Consider the following 18,638-nt stretch of genomic DNA (forward strand, 5'->3'; position numbering starts at 1 on the left):
ATGACAGTCTCACTGATCCTGAACAACCGGCCGGTCCCCCGTGCCCAGCTCGACACCCTTCCCGGCCTGCCGCCGAACTTCGCGGTCGTCTACCCCTTGGAGGGCGGCGGATGGGAGATCGAGTCGCCCCGGCACCGGACGATGACCCAGCGGTGGCTGGGCAAGAACAAGGTGTGTTACGTCGTGGACCTGGGTGACCACCGGCGTACGGCCAAACTCACCAGGACCCCTCTGACCTGCAAGGACCAGGCACACCGGTTCGAAGCGACCATCGACGTCGGATTCCGGGTGCATGACCCGGTCGCGGTGGTGCGGAGCAATCTCCCCGATGTGCTCAGCGCGGTCTACCCGCATCTGATCAGCAAGATCCGCCCGCACGCGGCGCGGTTCGCGATCGACGAGGCGTTCGAGGCGCAGGCCAGGATCAACGGTTCCCTGGCGCTGCCCCTCCCGCTGCCCGAGGGCATGACGCTCTACTACTGCGATGTCCAGCTCGAACCCGACGAAGCGGCCCGGGAGTTCATCCGCGGCCGGACCGAGGCCGGCCGTGCGTCGGAGATGGGCCGCCTGCAGCACAACGCGGTCATCGGGACCACCCTCCACCAGGAGGCGGTCAAGGACATCGAGCAGGAGTCCCGCATCGCCCGGGACAGGCGGGAGCGTGCCGCTCTCTCCGCGGTGCAACTCGACTTCCGCGGTCTGATCCTCGAGCACCTGGCGAAACATCCGGGCGACACCGAGAAGTCCATGGAACTGCTCCTGCGCTGGGACGAGGCACGGCAGCAGCGGGCGCTGGATCAGGAGCAGCGCCAGGTCGAGATGGTCCGGTACATGATCGACAAGGGCATCGTGCGGGAGGTGGACGTTCCGGGGCTGCGCGAGGGTGTGCTCGGTCCTGCCGCCGGCTCCTTCGGCGGGATGCTGCCGCCGGGCACCGGAGCACCGGCCGCGGCGCACGCCCTGCCGGCGGCGTCGCAGCCGTCGCCGCCGGCGGACCCGGCTTCCACGACCGGGCCGCCAACGACTCCTCCGTGGGGCGGAACCCGGCCGACGGGGACGCGGTCGTCCGGTTCCTCCCCGTCCGCCGAGCCGTCCGGCAGCCCTCGGACAGCGGTCGGCCTGGCTCCGGTCTACGTCGTGCTGGACACCTCCTCGGCCGCGGCCGGCTGTGTCACCGAGCTCCGTGACGCGCTGCGGTCGCTGCAGACCGTGCTCGCCAACAGTCCGGACGTGACCTCTGCCGTCCGGCTGTCCGTGCTGACCTTCAGCGACACGGCCGACGTCCGGATGCCACTCACCCAGGTCTCGTGGCAGACCGGTGTCCCCGATCTCCAGACCGGGGACGGCTGCCGTTACGAACCGGCCTTCCGCCGTCTGCTGGAGCTCGTACCCCTGGAGACGGAACGGCTCAAGCAGCAGGCTACGCGGGTCAACCGCCCCACCGTCTTCTTCCTCGCCGTCGGAGACCCGGAGGACGGCGGTGCGTGGCAGGCCGCCCACGAGGAGCTGATGAGGCACCGCTACCGGCCCAACATCGTCGCCTGTGGCATCGGCACGACCGATCGGCGCACGGTGGCGCGGATCGCCAGCCCCTCCGAATTCGCTGTCTCGGCGGACGCGCGGGCCGGTCTCCCGGAGTCGGTGGCGCAGTTCTCGATGCTCCTCCAGAACACCGTGCTCCACCTGGGGCGCAGTGCGGTCGCGGGCTCCTCGGAGCTCCGGCTGGAACGCCCACGGGGGCTGAGCACCCTCGAAGATGTCGAGTAGAAGGACTCGGAAGAAATGGCTGAAAACCAAGGGCAACTGTTGCCCGTGTACGTGCTGGCGGACGAGTCCGGTTCCATGCACCCGTACGTCGGTGACCTCAATGCAGGGCTCGCCTCGCTGCACCTGTCCCTGCTCGGTGAACCGATGGCCGCGGCGAAGGTCCGGTTCTCCGTGCTGGGCTTCGCCAACAGTGTGACCGAGCGGCTGATCCTCGCCGATCTGCGCGCCGAGAACGAACTGCCCCGGCTGACGGCGAGCGGCGGCACGAGTTACGAGGCGGCCTTCGGCGCACTGCTGCGGCGCATACCGCAGGATGTGGACACGCTCAAGAGCCAGGGCTACCGCGTGCACCGGCCGGCGGTGTTCTTCCTCAGTGACGGCCAGCCCAATTCAGGTGAGGCCTGGCAGGACAGGCACCGGGAGCTCACGGACCGTTCGGTGACCAAGGCCGCGCCCAACATCATCGCCTGCGGCATCGGCCAGGCCGAGGCCGGGACGATGCTCAGCGTCGCCACCCAGTCGGACTTCGCCTTCATCTCGGTGCCGGGCGCCCAACTGGGCGCCTCCATCGCCCGGTTCTTCACCGCGCTCACCAAGAGCGTCGTGGAGTCCGGCAACGCCATGGCGTCCGGACACCCCGAACTCGTGGTCGAGCGGCCGGAAGGCTTCCGGCTCGCGATTGACGAGGTGTGAGCGTGGCTCGTTTCTTCGGGCGCCGGCAGGAGAACGAGGACGAGCCCCCGGGCCCTTCCGAGTCCTCCGGACCCTCCGGCGCCGTCGGACCCTCCGGGCCATCCGGGTCCCCCGGTGCTTTCGGACCCTCCAGACCCTCCGGACCCTCCGGACCCTCCGGATTCCCTGGACCCGGCCGGCCCCCGGGCGAGCGGCCCCCGGCCGGCGGCCCCCACCCCCAGCAGCCGGGGCACGGGTCCGTGCCCTCGGGGCGGCACTCGCCCGTACCCGGTCATGACGGATCTCCGGGCGACGGGCCGCCGACCGGCTCACGGCCTCCGGCGGCACAGGGCCGGCGGACGCCTTCCCCGCTGCCGCCCCGGCCTCCTGACCGTCGTCCCCCCCGTTCAAGCGACACGGGAGCCCCGGCTGCCGGGGGCTCAGACGCCGGCCTGGTCGCGGTTCGTCCTCGGCCGGCCGACCGCCCGGTTCGAGCCGAAGCCGCCGCCCTCCGACCCCTACCGGCCCGACACCCTCTTCGACGGCTGGTCCACACCGGGGCTCACGGTCCGGATGGCCTCCGTGCGCGGTGACGCGCACCGGTTCGGCGGGCAGCCCCGCCAGGACGACATCGTGGTGGCTTGGCACGAACCGACGGGGTCGGTGGTGTTCGCGGTGGCGGACGGGGTCTCGTCCGCCCCTCAGTCGCATGTGGGCGCGGCGCTGGCCTGCCGTACCGCGGTCGCCGACGTGCTGCGGCAACTCGACGAGGGACGCCCGCAGGTCGACTGGAAACGTACGGTGACGGCGGCTGCCTACCAGCTGATCATGCGGGTCACCCGCGGTGCGGAACCGACGCGTGAGCAACGGGAGGAGGCCCAGGCCCTGTTGGCGACGACTCTGGTGACAGGGGTCGTGCGCATCACGGGGGACGGCCGGCTGGAGGTCAATCTGGTGCACGTGGGAGACAGCGGCGCCTGGATGCTGCACGAGTCCCGCTTCCACCCGTTGACGGGCGGTAAGGAGGAACGGGCGGACGGGGTCTTCTCCTCCGCGGTGTCCGCCCTTCCGTGGGTGCCGCCTCGGATAGAGGGGACCTGGTACACGTTTCCCGAGGAGGGGGTGCTGTTGATCGGGACGGACGGGTTCGGTGATCCGCTGGGAGACGGTACGGGGAGGATCGGGTCGGTGATGGCGTACGAGTTGGGCCGGCCGCCGCGAGAACCCCAGGCCGTCGCGCAACTGCTCGACTTCTCCCGGGAGACGTTCGACGACGACCGGACCCTGCTCGCCGTCTGGCCGCGGCACCGCCTCGACGAGAGCGGCAGTCCGGGAGCCTCGGCGGCCTGGCCGGAGGCGGCAGGGGGCGTGGCCGGGGCACGCGGGGCCGCGGGATGACCGGGGCCCGTCCAGGTTCCATGGACGCCGACCGGGTCACCAAGGGGCCGAAGTTCAACGCCGGCGGCCAGGGTTCGGTGTGGGCGGTCCAGGGCCGGACGATCAACGGGTCCTGGCCGGTGGCGTACAAGGAGTACCACGCCAGGATCCGGCCCCTGCTCAAGGCCGACGTGCTCTCCGCGATGGTCGATTTCGTTCCGTCCCTGCCCGTCGGTACCGGCCGGTGGCTCGCCGGGTGCACCGCCTGGCCGGCCGTGCTGGTGACCGACTCCGCCGGGGTGAGCGGCTTCCTGATGCGGCAGATCCCCGAACGGTTCTTCCGCCGGTTCGCCTTCGAGCCGGACAAGCCGAAGCCCGCGGGCTTCCAGTACCTGCTGAACCCGCCGGCCTACTTCCGGCGGGCGGGCTTCGACATCACACCCCGGCAGCGGTTCGAGCTGCTTCTGGACCTCGCCCGCACGCTGGTGCGACTGCACTCGCTCGGAGTCGTCGTGGGCGACGTGTCACCGAACAACGTGCTCTTCTGCCTCGACCGGGAGCCCAGTTGCTTCCTCATCGACTGCGACGCGATGGCGCTGCGGGGCGAGTGGGCCCTGCCGGCCGTGGAGACACCCAACTGGGGCCTGCCGTCCGGCGAGCGCATGGGCAGCGCGACGGGTGACACCTACAAGTTCGCACTGCTCGCCTCGCGGCTCTTCGCGGGAGAGCAGGACGGCCATGACGTGGCGGTGCTGCAGGCCACGAACCAGGCCGTGGGACAGCTCGCCGAGCAGAGCCTGTCCACCGATCCCGCCCGTCGGCCGGTCCTGGAACAGTGGCTGGACGCACTGGCCGCTGCGGCCGCCGACGCCCCGGCGACGCTGCCGACGGCACCGCAGCGGTCCTCCGTACCGCCGGCCGCACCGGTGTCAGGGGGCGCCGGGCAGACACCGCCGCCCGTTCCCCACACGCCGCCCCCGCCGGTGCGGACTTCCTCGGCACGACGGCCGGCACCGCCCCGGCAGGGCAAGTCGAAGACGGGCAGGTGGTTCGTCGCCCTCGTGCTGGCCGTTCTCGCCCTCGTCTACGGTCCCGATCTCTACGAGGCGTTGGAGCAGGGGGATCCCCCCTCCGGCTCCGGCAGTTCCTCACTCCCGGGCCAGGACCCCGGGAGCGGCACGTCCGAATCCGCCGGCCAGGATTCCGAGGAGGGGCAGCTCCGGGCCCTGGGCAACCTGCTCGAACGCAACGAGGGCAATCGCAGCGACGTCGGCGAGGCGGTCAGCCGGATGACGAGCTGCCCGGGCCGCTCCGGACTCCGTGTGGTCAAGAAGGTGTTCGAGGACGCGGCGGCCGAGCGGGACGAACTCGTGCAGGACCTGGAGGATCTCGGTCCCGATCTTCTGTCCGACAGCATGACGGGCGATCTCCGATCCGGCTGGCAGGCGTCGGCCGACGCCGACCGCGCCTACGCGATGCTGGCGGAGGAGGTGATGGACGGGTGCACGTCCGAGGGCGTGACGTCCTCGTCGTACTGGCTCGAGGCGGCCGGCGCCAGTGAGCGGGCGACGAGGGCGAAGAAGGATTTCGTCGCCGCCTGGAATCCGTCGGCCGAACAGCACGGGCTTACCACGATGTCCTGGGACGAGGTGTGACCGTGCTCCCCCGCCGCGCGCCGCGATCCGGCCGGCCCCCAGGCGACCGGGACCGGGCTAATGCCCCGACGCGCTCAGCCGCTTCAGCTCGTCCGGCCGGTCGATGGTCAGCCTGTTGCGGCCGGTCGTGACCCAGCCGAGGCCGCGCCACTGCTCGAGGACGCGAGTGACCGTCCTCCGAGAGCTGAGGACGAGGCCCGCGAAGTCGTCCTGGGACAGTGGCAGGGCGATGAGGACCGCGCCGTTCGACTGGGGGCGCCCGTACTCGGCGCCGAGTTCCAGCAGAAGTGCGGCCAGCCTCGCCTGGACGGCCTCGGAGCCCACGGCCGTCCGGTGGCCGTCCGACTCACGGAGGCGTTCGGAGAGCACCTGCTGAAGGGCGAGGGCGATCACGGGCACGGACCGCACGGCCGCGCGGAACGCGGACGACGGGATCATCAGGGCCTCGACCCTGGTCAGCGACGTGAGGGTGGCCGAGCGTGGTCCTCCGTCCAGAGCGGCCTGCTCGCCGAGCAGGTCTCCGGGCCTGCGAATGGCCAGCACCGCCTGGTATCCGGCGGCGGAACCGGCCGCGACCTTGGCACAGCCGCTCCGTATGACGAGCAGATGGTCGGTGAAGTCGTTCTGACGCAGCAGGGTGTCCTTGGGCGGGAAGGCCACCATGCGGCCGGCGGTGAGCAGCGGGGTCCTCGACTCGTCGTCGAGCAGCGACCAGAAAGGCATCCGGCGGGGCCGGCGCCGCGGCGCGCTGTCCACGGCGGGCCGGTTCAGGGCAGCACCAGGACGACCGCGACCAGCAAGGTGCCGACGACGGCGGCCACCAGGGACTGCTGGACACGCCTGTGCTTCGTCCAGGCGATCGCGCTCATCACGACGATCTGCCGGCTGAGCGTGGGCAGGGCGTCGGTCCGTGCGAGCCGCTGGGCGAGGTCCCCCGGGGCCCAGTGACGCAGATGGCCGTAGAAGAGGAACTCGTCCTCGCCGGGGTCGGGCGACCGGCCCGCGCCGTCGTGGCGCGGCAGGACCACGAGTACGGCGAGGATCGCGGAGAGCCCGATGAGGCCTACGCCGGACCAGAGGACGATCTCGGCGAACCCGGTCACACGATCGAGTGCGCGGCCGTCGCCGGCCAGGGCCGCGATCCCGGCGAGGGCGGCGGACTCCATGGCCAGGGCGAAGGACGCCTTGGCGTCGACCGTGCGGGTCGACTCCTGGAGCGCGGCGTGGATCTGCCAGGCCGTCCGCACCGCCTGGGCCTGAGACTCTTCCTGCGACACTGAGACATCCCCCGATCCTCGAAGCCGTCGCCATTGTAGCCGCGGGAAGGGCGCTGGGCGGCGCCTTGTCGACCACCTCGACCAGCGCTGCCACCGACGGACTTGCTTCGGAGGGGCCACTGCGGAGGGGCCGCTCAGGCCTGGGGTCCGCAGCGCGGTGCCGGCCGGCGCCGTGCACATGACCGGACGGCGATCGGCCTCCCGCGGGGCCGACCGCCGCCCGGCTCCCGTTCACACCCCGGTCGGGGTGAACCGCACGGGCAGTGCTGCCGGGCCCCGGGTGAAGACGCCCTCCTCGACCGGGCTGAAGCCTTCGGCGAGCCGCAGGTCCGGCATGGCGTCGAGCAGCTGGTTCACCCCGGTCTCGACCTCGGCCCGGGCCAGCAGCGCACCCACGCAGAAGTGCCGGCCCAGCGCGAACGCCAGGTGGTCGGCGGCCGCCGAGAACGCCGTGGTGCTGGTCAGGTCGTCGCGGAACAGGTCGAAGGTGTCGGGGTCGGCGTAGCGTGCCCCGTCCCGGTTGGCCGACCCGATCAGACAGGTGACGGTGGCCCCGGCCGGGACGGTGCCGCCGGACAGCTTCACCTCGCCCGCCGTCTGGCGCATGATCATGTGGACCGGCGGGGTGTAGCGCAGCGTCTCGGCGAAGGCCCGGTCGACGAGGGAACGGTCCCGCTGCACAGCGGCGAGTTGCTCGGGATGGGCCAGCAGGTTGGAGAACACCGAGGCGATGGCCTTGTCGGTCGTCTCGCCGCCGGCGGCGAGCAGCAGGCTGCAGAACGCCTTGATGTCCTCGTCGCTCATCCGTACGCCGTCGACCTCGGCGGCGCAGAGCGCGGAGAGCAGGTCGTCCCCGGGCTCCTCCCTGCGCCGCTGGATCACCGGGATCATGTACTCGGCGAACTCCTGGCGGGTCCGCTCCCCGGCGGCCGCGACCTCGGGGTCGCCGGCCAGGTTGCCGAGGAAGGCGATGACGTTGGTGTACCAGCCGTGGAAGCGCTGGTGGTCCCCCCTGTCCAGGCCCAGCATGTCGGCGATGACCAGGACGGGGAAGCGGGTCGCGAACGCCTCGACGAGGTCGGCCTCCCCGGTGTGCCGGAAGGCGTCGATGAGCTCCCGGGCGTTGCGCTCGATCACGGGGAGGAACTTCTCCTGGAGGTCCGCACCACGGAAGGCCGGGGCGACCAGGGCCCGCCGCACCGCGTGTTCCCTGCCGCTGAGCTGGAGGATCGTCCTGCCGTGGACGGGCTCCAGCTGCCAGTCGTAGTTCTCGGTGGTGAACTCCTGGGCCCGGTCCTTGAAGACGCGCTCGACGTCCTCGTACCGGGACACGAGGTAGCTCCCCGTGGGCTCGTGGTGGATGAGGGGGGCGCTCTCGCGCATCGTCCGGTAGGCCCCGTAGGGATCGGCGGCGAAGGCGGGCGAGAGAATGTCGGGCGGTGATGAAGCCTGGGACACGTGTGACTCCTGTGGGGCAGAGATCAGGGTGCTTCATGACGGTGAACGGGCAGCACACGCAAGGCTATTGACGTCCGGCCCGATACCGAACCCCCTGGGAGTACTTCTTGATCGCGAACCCCGGCGCTCCACGCCCCTCCGTCCTGTTCGTCACCGATCTCGCCTACGAGGCGCACGGACGGCGCTACTGCGACGAGGACATCTTCCTGACGTCCCGGCTCCGCGAGACGTTCGACGTCGCGCTCTGTCACCCCGGGGACGCGGCCGCGCTGCTGGACGGCTTCGACGCGGTCGTCGTCCGCAACAGCGGTCCGGTCCTGTACCACCGGGAGGCGTACGACGCGTTCGTGGCCCGCGCGCGGGAGTCGGGGGCCCGGGTCTGCAACACGCTGGACGGGCGCGGGGACATGGCGGGCAAGCAGTACCTGGTCGATCTGAGCCGGGCCGGCTTCCCGGTGATCCCGACCGTGGACCGCGCGGCCGATCTCGGGCTCCTCCCCCGGTCGGACGGGTACGTGGTCAAGCCCAAGCTCGGCGCGGACTCGGTGGGGCTGCGGTTCACCGACCGGCCGGAGCTTCCCGAGGACGCCGACGGCACCCTGCTCGTGCAGCCCCGGATCGACTTCCGCTACGAGGTGTCCTTCTACTTCGTCGACCACGACTTCCAGTACGCCCTCCACGCCCCGCGTATGGAGCGGCGCTGGGAGCTCGAGCCGTACGTGCCGAGCCCCGAGGACCTGGCCTTCGCACGCCGCTTCGTCGAGTGGAACACGCTCACGCACGGCATCCAGCGGGTGGACGCCTGCCGGACCCCGGAGGGTGGCCTGCTGCTCGTCGAGCTGGAGGACCTCAATCCGTACCTGTCCCTCGACCGTGTCCCCGAGGACGTCCGCGAGGCGTTCGTGGTCCGGATGACGGCCTGCGTGCAGGAACTGCTCGCCTGACCCGTCCGGCTCGCCCCCGCATGCGTGGGCCCGGGCCGGGTGTGAGGGTTGCGAAGGTGACCACTGCCAGCGAGACCCCACCCGCCGTGCAGAGTGCCGCAGCGCCACCCGTCCTCGACCCCAGGCGCCGGAACATCGTCTTCGCCACCATCGTGCTGGGGATCCTGCTCGCCGCGCTGGACCAGACGATCGTGGGGACGGCGCTCCCCACGATCGTCTCCGACCTCGGTGGCGCGGAGCACATGTCCTGGGTCGTGACGGCCTATCTGCTGGCCGAGACCGTGGCGACGGTGCTGGTCGGGAAGTTCGGTGACCTCTTCGGCCGGAAGCTGATCTTCCAGATCTCGGCCGTCATCTTCATCACCGGCTCGTTCCTCTGCGGTCTCGCGTCGAACATGCTGCTGCTGATCATCTGGCGTGGTCTCCAGGGCGTCGGCGCGGGCGGGCTCATGGTCACCTCCATGGCGCTGATCGCCGACGTCATCCCGTTGCGGGACCGGGGCAAGTACCAGGGGGCCATCGGCGCGGTCTTCGGCGTGGCCACGGTCGTCGGTCCCCTGCTGGGCGGACTGTTCACCGACCATCTGACCTGGCGCTGGGCGTTCTACGTCAATGTGCCGATCGCGATCGTGGTGGTGATCGCCGCCGCCCGCAACATCCCTTCCGTGCGCGCGGCCGGACGGCCGGTCATCGACTACCTGGGCATCGGGCTGGTCGCCGTCGGAGCAAGCGCCCTGATCCTCGGCACGAGCTGGGGCGGCAACGAGTACGCATGGGGCTCCCCCGTCATCGTCGCTCTGTTCGTCGGGGGCCTGATCGCCCTGGCGCTCTTCTGTCTGGTGGAGACGCGGGCGAGGGAGCCGATGCTGCCGATGAGGCTGTTCGGCAACCCGGTGTTCGCGGTCTGCTCCATCCTGAGCTTCATCGTGGGCTTCGCCATGCTCGGTGCGATGATCTACCTGCCGACGTATCTGCAGTACGTCGACGGGGACTCCGCCACCCTCTCCGGGGTGCGGACCCTTCCACTGGTGATCGGCCTGCTGGCGGCCTCGATCTTCAGCGGGAACGTGGTCAGCAAGACGGGCCACTACCGCTTCTTCCCCGTCGTCGGCTCTCTCGTGATGGCGGCCGGCCTCTACCTCCTGTCCCGGATGGGGCCGGGCACCGGGGTCTGGCTGGAGTCCCTCTACATGCTGGTGCTGGGCATCGGTATCGGCCTGTCGATGCAGGTCCTCACCATCGCCGTGCAGAACACGGTCGACTACTCGGACCTCGGGACCGCTACCTCGGGCGTGACGTTCTTCCGCACGCTCGGCAGCTCGTTCGGCACGGCCGTGTTCGGCACGATCTACGCCAACGCGCTGCGGCCGAATCTGACCCAGGGCGTCGGACAGGCGGCGCGGGCAGGCGGCGATCCGGCGTCCCTGGCGCGGGTCGCGGAGAGTCCGCAGGCCGTGCACGCCCTGCCGCCCGGACAGACCGCGCCCCTCGCGCAGGCCTACGCGGACACCCTCCACACGGTCTTCCTGTGGACGGTTCCGGTGGCCCTGCTGGGGTTCGTCGTCTCGCTCTTCCTGAAGCAGGTGAAACTGCGCGACAGCGCCCGTGCGAGCTCCACGGACATGGGTGAGGGTTTCGCCCAGCCGAGCACCGGGGATCCGGCGAAGGTCCTCGAAACCGCCGTCGCCAGGATCCTGCACCAGGCGGGGCCCGACACGGCCCGGCGGATCGTCGCGGAGTCCGACACCCGCCTCGACATGGCCGGGGCCTGGGCCGTGATGCAGGTCGACCTCTTCACCCGGATGGTGGGCCACGCCGGTCTCCGGCTGATCGCGGCCCGGCACCGGATCCCGCCGGAGGTGCTCGTGCCCGTCTTCGACCGGATGATCGAGGAGGGCTACCTCACCGGGGACGGCCGGATCTTCACCCATACGGCGGCGGGCAGCCGTGAGGCGGCGACGATCTCGGCGGCGTGGGGCCGCTGGCTCGACGAAAGGCTGGCCGAGGACGGTGCCCGCCCCGACGACCGGCGGCTACGGGCCGCGGTCGACGTGATCGCCAAGCGGCTGCTCGCCGAGGACCTGGAGCGGCAACTGGCCCCGTCGACCGAACGGATGGCCGCGCCGGTGTGACGGCGCCGCTCAGATGTCCCAGGACCGGGGGCGGTCCAGGGCCTCCCACTCGCTGCGGAGCAGGGACAGCACGGCGTTGTCGTAGCGGCGGCCCCGGTGGAGGCAGGAGGAGCGGCGAATCCCCTCCGGCGCGAAACCGGCGGCGGCGAGGACCGAGAGGGCCGCGGCGTTGTCGGTGTGGGTGAGGGCCTCGACCCGGTGCATCGGCAGTTCGCCGAAGGCCAGGTCGGTGAGGGCGTCGAGGGCGGCGACGCCGAGGCCGCGCCCCCGGTGTTCCCGGTCCAGGATCAGATACGCCTCCGCGGTGCCCTCGGCCATCTGCTGGTCGTGCAGGGCGATGAGGCCGGCGGGGGTACCGTCGGGCAGCAGGACGAGGAAGTCGTCGCGGGAGCTGTCGTCGAGATGGCGTTCGATGCGCTCGGTCAGCTCGTACAGCGATCCGGGCCAGACCCCGGTCTCGTGCGCCGCCACCGGATCGGAGCGCCAGCGGTGCACCAGCGGTGCGTCCGTGATCTCCAGGGGTGTGAAGGCGATACCGCGACCGCTCCAGCAGTGTGTCCGTCCGGCGTCCGGCTCCGCCGCGCTCTCGCTGTCCATGCGCGGAGCCTAGGAAGATCCGGCCGCCGGGACAACGGGATTTCAGTCGACGAAGACCGCCGCCGCGTAGACCCACGCGCCCTCGTGGCGCACGAAACGGCTCTTCTCGTGGAGGGCGTCGGGGCGCCCGCCGTCGGCGTAGCGGGCCCGGAAGGTGACCGTGCCGGTGGTGTGGAAGGCGCTGCCGTCGGTCGTCTCCAGGATCTCCAGGCCCGTCCAGCGCATGGCCGGGTCGAAGTCGACCCCCGGGGGGCGGGTGTCCGGGTGCCAGGTGCGCAGCAGGTAGGCGGCGTCCTGGACCACGAAGGCCGCGTACCGCGAGCGCATCAGGGCTTCGCAGGTGGGGGCGGCCGCAGCCCCGGAGTGGTACCTGCCGCAGCAGTCGGCGTACGTGGCGGGCAGGCCGCACGGGCAGGGGGAATCCGGGGCCGTCCGTCCGGGGCTCGCTCCGGCGGAGGGGGCGCCGGATCCGGTCGGGCGGGAGGTGCGTCGTGACATGCCCCCATTGTCGCCGGTCGTCCCGGCGGCCGGTGGGCCGGGTTCCCGCCCCGCGTCAGCGCCTGCGGGCGACGCCCGAGAGCTCCGCGTCAGCGCCTGCGGGCGACGCCCGAGAGCTCCGCGTCAGCGCCTGCGGGCGACGCCCGAGAGCTCCGCGTCAGCGCTTGCGGGCGACGCCCGCGTACCCGGGGATCGGCTCGTGCCCGGGGACGTCGATGACCTCGCCCAGCTCCGGACGCCATTCCGCGGACAGCGAGACGCCCGGTTCGACGAGTGCGAGGCCGTGGAAGAAGGCGGTGAGCTCGGCGCGCGAGCGGGGCCGCAGGGTCATCCCCCGCGCCTTGTACATGGCCCGGGCCTTGGCCGCGCCCTCGGGGTCGAAGTCACCCGTGGTGTGCGAGAGCACCAGATAGCTGCCGGACGGCAGCCGCTCCACGAGCTGGTCGACGAGCTCGGCGGCGCCGTCCTCGTCGTCCACGAAGTGCAGAAGGGCGAGGAGGGACAGCGCGATCGGCCGGTCGAAGTCGAGGATCCTGCCCGCCGCCTCCAGGATGGCGTCGGGCCTGCGGGCGTCGGCCTGTATGTACTCGGTGGCGCCCTCGGGGGTCGAACGCAGCAGGGCTGCCGCGTGCGCCAGCACGATGGGGTCGTTGTCGCAGTAGACGACGCGCGCGTCCGGGGCGGTCCGCTGGGCGATCTGGTGGAGATTCGGCTCGGTGGGTATACCCGATCCGATGTCGAGGAACTGGCGTACACCGTTCTCGGCGAGCCAGCGGGTCGCCCGGTGCATGAAGGCACGGTTGACCCGGGCCATGTCGCGCCCGCGGGAGTCCAGGACGAGCAGTTGCCGTGCCATCTGTTCGTCGACCGGGTAGTTGTCCTTGCCGCCGAGGAACCAGTCGTACATCCGTGCCGGATGCGGCTTGCTCGTGTCGATCTCGACGGCCTGGGATTCCTGCCCGGTCATGACGCACTCCGTTGGTCGGGGGATTCGGCGAACAGCGTGTGGCGCGAGCACTTGTGACTACATGTCAGGTGAGCAGGAAATCCGCCTGTCCGGACTTGGCTCCCTGGATGAAGGCGGCGATCTCGCCGTTGGAGTAGATGAGCGCGGGGCCGTCCGGGTCTGCGGACTGGCGGACCGCCACTCTTCCGTCGGCCAGCTTCATGGCCTCGATGCAATTGCCCCCGTTACCGCCGCTCCACGGCTTGTACCAGCCTTCGGTGCCGAGGTCGGCGGCCGGCATGCCGTTGTATATGTGGTTCATCACAGCTCCTTGCGGAAGTCCCTGAGGATTTCCTTCGTGCGTTGTGCAGTCGCGGCCTGAGCCGCCATGCGGTCCATGACCTCGAGGTAGGAGGCCACCTCGGGGCGCGCGTCGAAGTAGACGGCGCCGGTCAGGTACTCGCTGTAGACCATGTCCGGGAGTTCCGGGACGGCGAAGCGGAAGAGGACGAACGGGCCGTAGGTGCCCGGGTGGTGGCCGGTCGCGAACTCCGCGATCTGGAGCGTCACGTTGGGCAGGTCGGTCGCTTCGAGCAGCCGGTCGACCTGCGCCCGCATCGCGTCGGGGCTGCCGACGGGACGGCGCAGGACGGTCTCGTCCATCACCACCCACAGCTTCGGCGCCTCCGCCTTGGTGAGCAGGGACTGCCGCTCCATGCGGAGTGCCACATGGCGCTCGATGTCGGCGGGTCTGGTCTGGCCGACGGCGCCGGTGCGCAGGACGGAGCGCGCGTAGTCCTCGGTCTGCAGCAGACCCGGGACGAAGTGCGGTTCGTAGGTGCGCAGGAGGCTCGCGGCACCCTCCAGGCTGACGTACATGCTGAACCAGTCGGGGAGCACGTCGTGGAAGCGCTGCCACCAGCCGGGCTTGTTGGCCTCTTCGGCGAGTTCGACGAACGCGTCGGTCTCGTGGTCGGCGATCCCGTAGGCCTTGAGGAGGAGTTGGACGTACGGGATCTTCAGCCCGACCTCGGCCGTCTCCATCCTGCGTATGGTCCCCGGGGCGACACGGAGCACCTTCGCCGCCTGGTCGCGGCTCAGGCCGACGCGCTCCCGCAGATCCTGCAGGCGCTTGCCGAGAACGACCTGACCCACGGTCGGGGCGGACCGGGGTTCGCTCACTTCAGACCTCCCGATGCACTGTGTGCGAGCAGTGTGCCATGCGCGGAACCTCCTGGACACAGCCACTCTGAATATTTCAGAGTGCCTCTTGCCAAGTGTTCATGTCAGGGGGAGAGTTGGTGACCGAACCAAGTTCGCGTGGTCGTCACCACCCTGATCCGGGGCGGTGCGGTGCGTGACGCGCCCCCCACTGTGAGGAATCGGTCGTGGCACCTGGCAGTGCGCTCATCCCCCGGCTCATGGACCTCAGCCCCGGGACGGAAGCGCTCCGTTACTGCTTCGCGCTGCCCGCGCACCCCGAGTCCGTGGCCGGTGCCCGGCGCCTCACGCGAGCCCGGCTCGCCGAGTGGGGGCCGGCCGGGGACGCCGACGACGCGGCGGTGCTGATCGTCTCCGAACTGGTCACCAACGCGGTGGTGCACACCGCGAGCACCAAGGTCGTCTGTGAGCTCCGCTGCGACGCCGGCCGGCTGCGCGTCTCCGTACAGGACCAGGGGCACCAGCCCGGCGGCCCCCGGCTGTCCCTCACCGCCGACGGGGAACACGGGCGCGGACTGCTGCTCGTCGACTCCCTGAGCACGGCCTGGGGATCCCACGACGCGGGGAACCACTCCGGGCGCATCGTATGGGCGGAGCTGCCCTACGGTCCGGAGCGGACATGCTGAGGGACGCCCTCTCCCACCTTCTCGGGACGCGCCGGGGCCGCCCCGTGGAGGAGGACCGCTCCTCGGGCCGGGTCCGGCTTCCTCTGCCGCCCGCGCTGTCGGCGAGCCTCGGTCTCGACGCGGTGGGCGTGCCCGCGCAGTACGGGTTCCGGTTGATGTCGCATCTGCCGCGCGCCGGTTGCGTGTTCGCCGACACCGACCGGTGGTGGTGGATCGTCCCGGCGGGTTCCGACCTCGATCTGGACTGGCCGGAGCAGGCCGCGTACGCCGCGGGCGCCTACGTCCCGGCCGGCCGGCCCCGGCTGATCCACACACCGGAGAGCCGCACGCCCTACACGCCGCCCATTCCGCTCTTCCTCATGGTGTGCCAGGTCACCGGTGTCGCCCCGTCCTGGGGCCCGTCCGGCCGGCCCAGGGCGGTACCCGCCCCCTGACCGCGGAGCCGCCGTTCACGGCCGGTCGAGATACGCGAGCCCGGGGTGCGCCCTGGTGTACCCCTCGACGAGCCTGCGGGCCACGGTGACGGAGTCGACCAGCGGGTGCAGGGCGAAGGCCCGTACTGCCGCCGCCCGTGAGCCGCTCTCCGCCGCTTCGAGCACCGCACGCTCCACCGCCTTGACCGCGGTGACCAGCCCGACCGCGTGGTACGGGAGCGGGTCGACGGCGACGGGGTGCGCGCCGTTGGCGTCGACGAGGCACGGGACCTCGATGACGGCGTCCTCGTCGAGCACCGGAAGGGTGCCACGGTTGCGTACGTCGAGGATCAGCGAGGTGCGTTCGTCGCGGGCGACGGCCCGCATCAGGGCCAGGGCTACCTGCTCGTACCCTCCGGACTCCAGATCGCTAGCCTCGCGGTCACCGGCCCCCGCAACGTCCCGGTTCTCCGACATGTAGGTCGCCTCACGTTCGGCGCGCGTACGGTCCCAGGTGGCCAGCGGAGGGGCGGCAGGGTCCTTCATCCGGGCGTAGAAGCCCTCCTGCTGGTCGCGGAGGAAGGCACCGCGGGTCTGTTCGGCGTCCTGGTAGGCGCGGACCGCTTCCCGGTTGAAGTAGTAGTAGTGCAGGTATTCGTTGGGGACGGCGCCCAGCGAGCGCAGCCAGTCGGGGCCGAACAGCCTGCCCTCCTCGAAGGATCCGAGCAGGTCGGGATCGGCGAGCAGGCGGGGGAGTTCGTCACGTCCGTCGATGTGGAGCCCGCGCACCCAGCCGAGGTGGTTGAGCCCGACGTAGTCGATCCACGCGCGGTCGGGGTCCGCGCCCAGGACACGGGCGATTCGGCGGCCGAGCCCCACCGGCGAGTCGCAGATGCCGATGACCCGGTCGCCGAGGTGCCTGGCCATCGCCTCGGTGACCAGGCCCGCCGGATTGGTGAAGTTGATGACCCACGCGTCGGGGGCGAGCCGGGCGATGCGCCGTGCGAGGTCCGTCGCGACGGGAACGGTGCGCAGCCCGTAGGCGATGCCGCCCGCTCCGACCGTCTCCTGGCCGAGCACGCCCTCGTCGAGGGCGACGCGCTCGTCGGCCGCCCGCCCCTCGAGACCGCCGACCCTGATCGCGGAGAAGACGAAGTCCGCGCCCCGCAGGGCCTCGTCGAGATCACCGGTGGCGAGCACGGCGGGAGCGTCGTCGACGCCGGCGGCCTGTTCGGCCAGCACCCGGGCGACGGCGGTGAGCCGGTCCCCGTCCGTGTCGTACAGGGTCACCCGCGAGACGCGGCCTTCGGCGTGGTCGCCGAGCAGTGCCCCGTACACCAGAGGGACCCGGAATCCGCCGCCACCAAGAATTGTCAGCTTCACGCTGCTCGATGGTACGGGGCCGGAAGCCGGGCGCCCCGGACCCTGGGGCCCGGGGCGCCCGGCACGGTGGACCGCCCCGCCGTCAGTGGCCGTTCCACCACCGCACGACGGCACGCCAGATCTTCGTCGGCCCGCCCCGTTGCGCCGGGATGACGGCGCCCTCTCCGGAAGCGGTGTCCGCGGGGGCGGTGGGCGCCTCCGCGGGGACCCGGCGGGCAGGGGTGGTGCCGGGGACGACGGGCGAGGCGACCACCCAGTCACCGTGGGTCCGCGGCCGGGCCACCGCGGGCAGCGGTTCCTCGTCGATCTCCTGCTGCGGCGCCGGGGCGAACGTCGTCGGAAGGTCCACGAGATGCCGCGACATGAAGTTGCCCGCCCGGCGCAGCTCGCTCTCGTCGACGCCCAGTTCCAGGTCGGGCAGGCGCATCAGGAGGGCGTCGACGCCGACGTCGGCGATGGCACGCCCGATGTCCTGGCCCGGACACTCGTGGGGGCCGCTGCTGAACGCCATGTGGGCGCGGTTGCCGTCCATGCTGACGGTGAGGTCGGGCCGCACGGCGGGATCGGTGTTGGCGGGCGCGATGCCCACGATCAGGGCGTCACCGGCCTTGATCTGCTGCCCGCCGAGCTCCGTGTCGCCCACCGCCCAGCGGCCGAGGACAGCGGTGAACGGGGGCTCGTCCCACAGGGTCTGCTCGACCGCCTCGGGCACGGTCATGTGCCCTCCGCTGAGCCTGGCCCGGAACCTGGGGTCGGTGAGCACCATCCGCAGCACGTTGGCGATCAGATTGGTCGTCGTCTCGTAGGCGACGATGAGGACCACCCGCAGGTGCTCGCTGATCTCCGTGTCGGTGAGGCCCGCGGGGTGCTCGACCAGCCAGGTGGCGAAGTCCTCGGCAGGTGCGGCCCTGCGGCGCTGGACCAGCCGGTCCAGGGCCCCGATCACATAGGCGTTGCTGGCGACGGCCGTCTCCGATCCCCGCGTCATGTCGCGGGCGGCCTGGACCAGACGGTCGTCGTACTCCTCCGGCATGCCGATGATCGCGCACATCACCATCATCGGGAGCCGCTCCGCGAACTGGGTGACCAGTTCGGCCCGGCCCTCCCCGCAGAAGTCGTTGACGAGCCGGTTGGAGTACCGGTTGATGTGGCGGCGCACGCCGCGGGTGTCGATGCGCGCCATGCTGTCGGTGACCGCGCCGCGCAGCCTCTCGTGTTCGGCGCCCTCGGCGAAGGAACAGACGGGCTGCCAGGTGAAGAGGGGGGCGAGCGGGTGGTCGGGGGCCACGCTGCCGTCCTGCAGGCCACGCCAGCGACGCGAGTCGCGGGAGAACTGCGAGGGGGTGCGGGTCATGTGCAGGTTCTCGCTGTGCCCGAGCACCAGCCAGGCGGGGACGTCCTCGTGCAGCAGGACGGGTGCCACCGTCCCGTGTTCGGCGCGCAGCTTCTCGTACAGACCCGCGGGGTCGGCCTCGGCCTCGGGACCGTACAGCCGGCGCAGCCCGCCGGGCCCGATGCCCATGGAGTGCGCGGGACACTGCGGGGGCGGAACCGGGCCCGCGGACGATCCGGGTTCGTACTGGAAGGGGGTTGTCACAGTGGCTCCAGGAATAGGACGTTCCGGGAAGGGGCGAGTGGGGACATGGCCCGTTCGGAAGCAGAGGTGAGTGCC

18 protein-coding genes are annotated in these 18,638 nt (G+C 71.4%); 8 read left to right on the forward strand and 10 right to left on the reverse strand.

The window, feature by feature from the left end; translation table 11 throughout:
* The 4 genes from LWJ43_RS03745 (at position 1) to LWJ43_RS03760 (ending at position 5,471) form a co-directional block, all read left to right on the forward strand.
* Entirely contained in the window at positions 1-1,767 is a 1,767-nt protein-coding gene (locus LWJ43_RS03745) for a vWA domain-containing protein (protein WP_277330833.1), read from the forward strand.
* Between the two features lie 15 nt (positions 1,768-1,782).
* On the forward strand, positions 1,783-2,460 hold the full coding sequence (locus LWJ43_RS03750; protein ID WP_277330834.1) for a vWA domain-containing protein: 678 nt from the start codon (positions 1,783-1,785) through the stop codon (positions 2,458-2,460).
* A 273-nt stretch (positions 2,461-2,733) separates the two neighbouring features.
* Positions 2,734-3,837 carry a protein phosphatase 2C domain-containing protein gene (locus LWJ43_RS03755; RefSeq protein WP_277330835.1) on the forward strand — a complete coding sequence of 368 codons (1,104 nt, stop codon included), beginning with the start codon at positions 2,734-2,736 and terminating at the stop codon, positions 3,835-3,837.
* A 20-nt stretch (positions 3,838-3,857) separates the two neighbouring features.
* Positions 3,858-5,471, forward strand: coding sequence for a hypothetical protein (locus tag LWJ43_RS03760; RefSeq protein ID WP_277330836.1), 1,614 nt, complete (start codon positions 3,858-3,860; stop codon positions 5,469-5,471).
* A 57-nt stretch (positions 5,472-5,528) separates the two neighbouring features.
* On the opposite strand, the gene LWJ43_RS03765 is transcribed toward LWJ43_RS03760, so the two are convergent.
* The 3 genes from LWJ43_RS03765 to LWJ43_RS03775 all read right to left on the reverse strand — a co-directional run bounded on the left by LWJ43_RS03765 (position 5,529) and on the right by LWJ43_RS03775 (position 8,206).
* On the reverse strand, positions 5,529-6,227 hold the full coding sequence (locus LWJ43_RS03765; RefSeq protein ID WP_277330837.1) for a Crp/Fnr family transcriptional regulator: 699 nt from the start codon (positions 6,225-6,227) through the stop codon (positions 5,529-5,531).
* An 11-nt stretch (positions 6,228-6,238) separates the two neighbouring features.
* Entirely contained in the window at positions 6,239-6,748 is a 510-nt protein-coding gene (locus LWJ43_RS03770) for a Pycsar system effector family protein (RefSeq protein WP_277330838.1), read from the reverse strand.
* Positions 6,749-6,979: 231 nt separating this feature from the next.
* Entirely contained in the window at positions 6,980-8,206 is a 1,227-nt protein-coding gene (locus LWJ43_RS03775) for a cytochrome P450 (protein ID WP_277330839.1), read from the reverse strand.
* Between the two features lie 107 nt (positions 8,207-8,313).
* Between LWJ43_RS03775 and LWJ43_RS03780 the strand changes: the two genes are divergently transcribed.
* Both LWJ43_RS03780 and LWJ43_RS03785 read left to right on the forward strand, forming a co-directional pair.
* Complete coding sequence (locus tag LWJ43_RS03780) at positions 8,314-9,150, forward strand: ATP-grasp domain-containing protein (protein WP_277330840.1); 837 nt, start codon at positions 8,314-8,316, stop codon at positions 9,148-9,150.
* Positions 9,151-9,206: 56 nt separating this feature from the next.
* Positions 9,207-11,282, forward strand: coding sequence for an MDR family MFS transporter (locus LWJ43_RS03785; protein WP_277330841.1), 2,076 nt, complete (start codon positions 9,207-9,209; stop codon positions 11,280-11,282).
* Positions 11,283-11,291: 9 nt separating this feature from the next.
* Here LWJ43_RS03785 and LWJ43_RS03790 read toward each other — a convergent pair whose 3' ends face one another.
* The 5 genes from LWJ43_RS03790 to LWJ43_RS03810 all read right to left on the reverse strand — a co-directional run bounded on the left by LWJ43_RS03790 (position 11,292) and on the right by LWJ43_RS03810 (position 14,505).
* Complete coding sequence (locus LWJ43_RS03790) at positions 11,292-11,879, reverse strand: GNAT family N-acetyltransferase (protein WP_277330843.1); 588 nt, start codon at positions 11,877-11,879, stop codon at positions 11,292-11,294.
* A 42-nt stretch (positions 11,880-11,921) separates the two neighbouring features.
* Complete coding sequence (locus LWJ43_RS03795) at positions 11,922-12,377, reverse strand: YchJ family protein (protein ID WP_277330844.1); 456 nt, start codon at positions 12,375-12,377, stop codon at positions 11,922-11,924.
* Positions 12,378-12,534: 157 nt separating this feature from the next.
* Positions 12,535-13,344, reverse strand: coding sequence for an SAM-dependent methyltransferase (locus tag LWJ43_RS03800; protein ID WP_277330845.1), 810 nt, complete (start codon positions 13,342-13,344; stop codon positions 12,535-12,537).
* Positions 13,345-13,408: 64 nt separating this feature from the next.
* Complete coding sequence (locus tag LWJ43_RS03805; protein WP_014152862.1) at positions 13,409-13,645, reverse strand: DUF397 domain-containing protein; 237 nt, start codon at positions 13,643-13,645, stop codon at positions 13,409-13,411.
* The gene (locus LWJ43_RS03810) at positions 13,645-14,505 is read right to left on the reverse strand and encodes a helix-turn-helix domain-containing protein (protein ID WP_277330846.1); all 861 of its coding nucleotides are present in this window, start codon (positions 14,503-14,505) and stop codon (positions 13,645-13,647) included. The genes LWJ43_RS03805 and LWJ43_RS03810 overlap by 1 nt, the downstream gene beginning before the upstream one ends.
* Positions 14,506-14,711: 206 nt before the next feature.
* Between LWJ43_RS03810 and LWJ43_RS03815 the strand changes: the two genes are divergently transcribed.
* Positions 14,712-15,170, forward strand: a complete 459-nt coding sequence (locus tag LWJ43_RS03815) for an ATP-binding protein (RefSeq protein ID WP_277330847.1) — start codon at positions 14,712-14,714, stop codon at positions 15,168-15,170.
* On the forward strand, positions 15,164-15,604 hold the full coding sequence (locus tag LWJ43_RS03820) for a hypothetical protein (protein ID WP_277330848.1): 441 nt from the start codon (positions 15,164-15,166) through the stop codon (positions 15,602-15,604). Before LWJ43_RS03815 ends, LWJ43_RS03820 begins: the two co-directional genes overlap by 7 nt.
* A gap of 15 nt (positions 15,605-15,619) precedes the next feature.
* Here the strand turns inward: LWJ43_RS03820 and LWJ43_RS03825 are convergent, their stop codons facing one another.
* The gene (locus LWJ43_RS03825) at positions 15,620-16,966 is read right to left on the reverse strand and encodes a 6-phospho-beta-glucosidase (protein ID WP_277330849.1); all 1,347 of its coding nucleotides are present in this window, start codon (positions 16,964-16,966) and stop codon (positions 15,620-15,622) included.
* 82 nt (positions 16,967-17,048) lie between these two features.
* The gene (locus LWJ43_RS03830; RefSeq protein ID WP_277330850.1) at positions 17,049-18,563 is read right to left on the reverse strand and encodes a cytochrome P450; all 1,515 of its coding nucleotides are present in this window, start codon (positions 18,561-18,563) and stop codon (positions 17,049-17,051) included.
* Positions 18,564-18,638 lie beyond the last annotated feature (75 nt).

The sequence above is a fragment of the Streptomyces sp. JH34 genome (assembly GCF_029428875.1).
Lineage (GTDB): Bacteria > Actinomycetota > Actinomycetes > Streptomycetales > Streptomycetaceae > Streptomyces.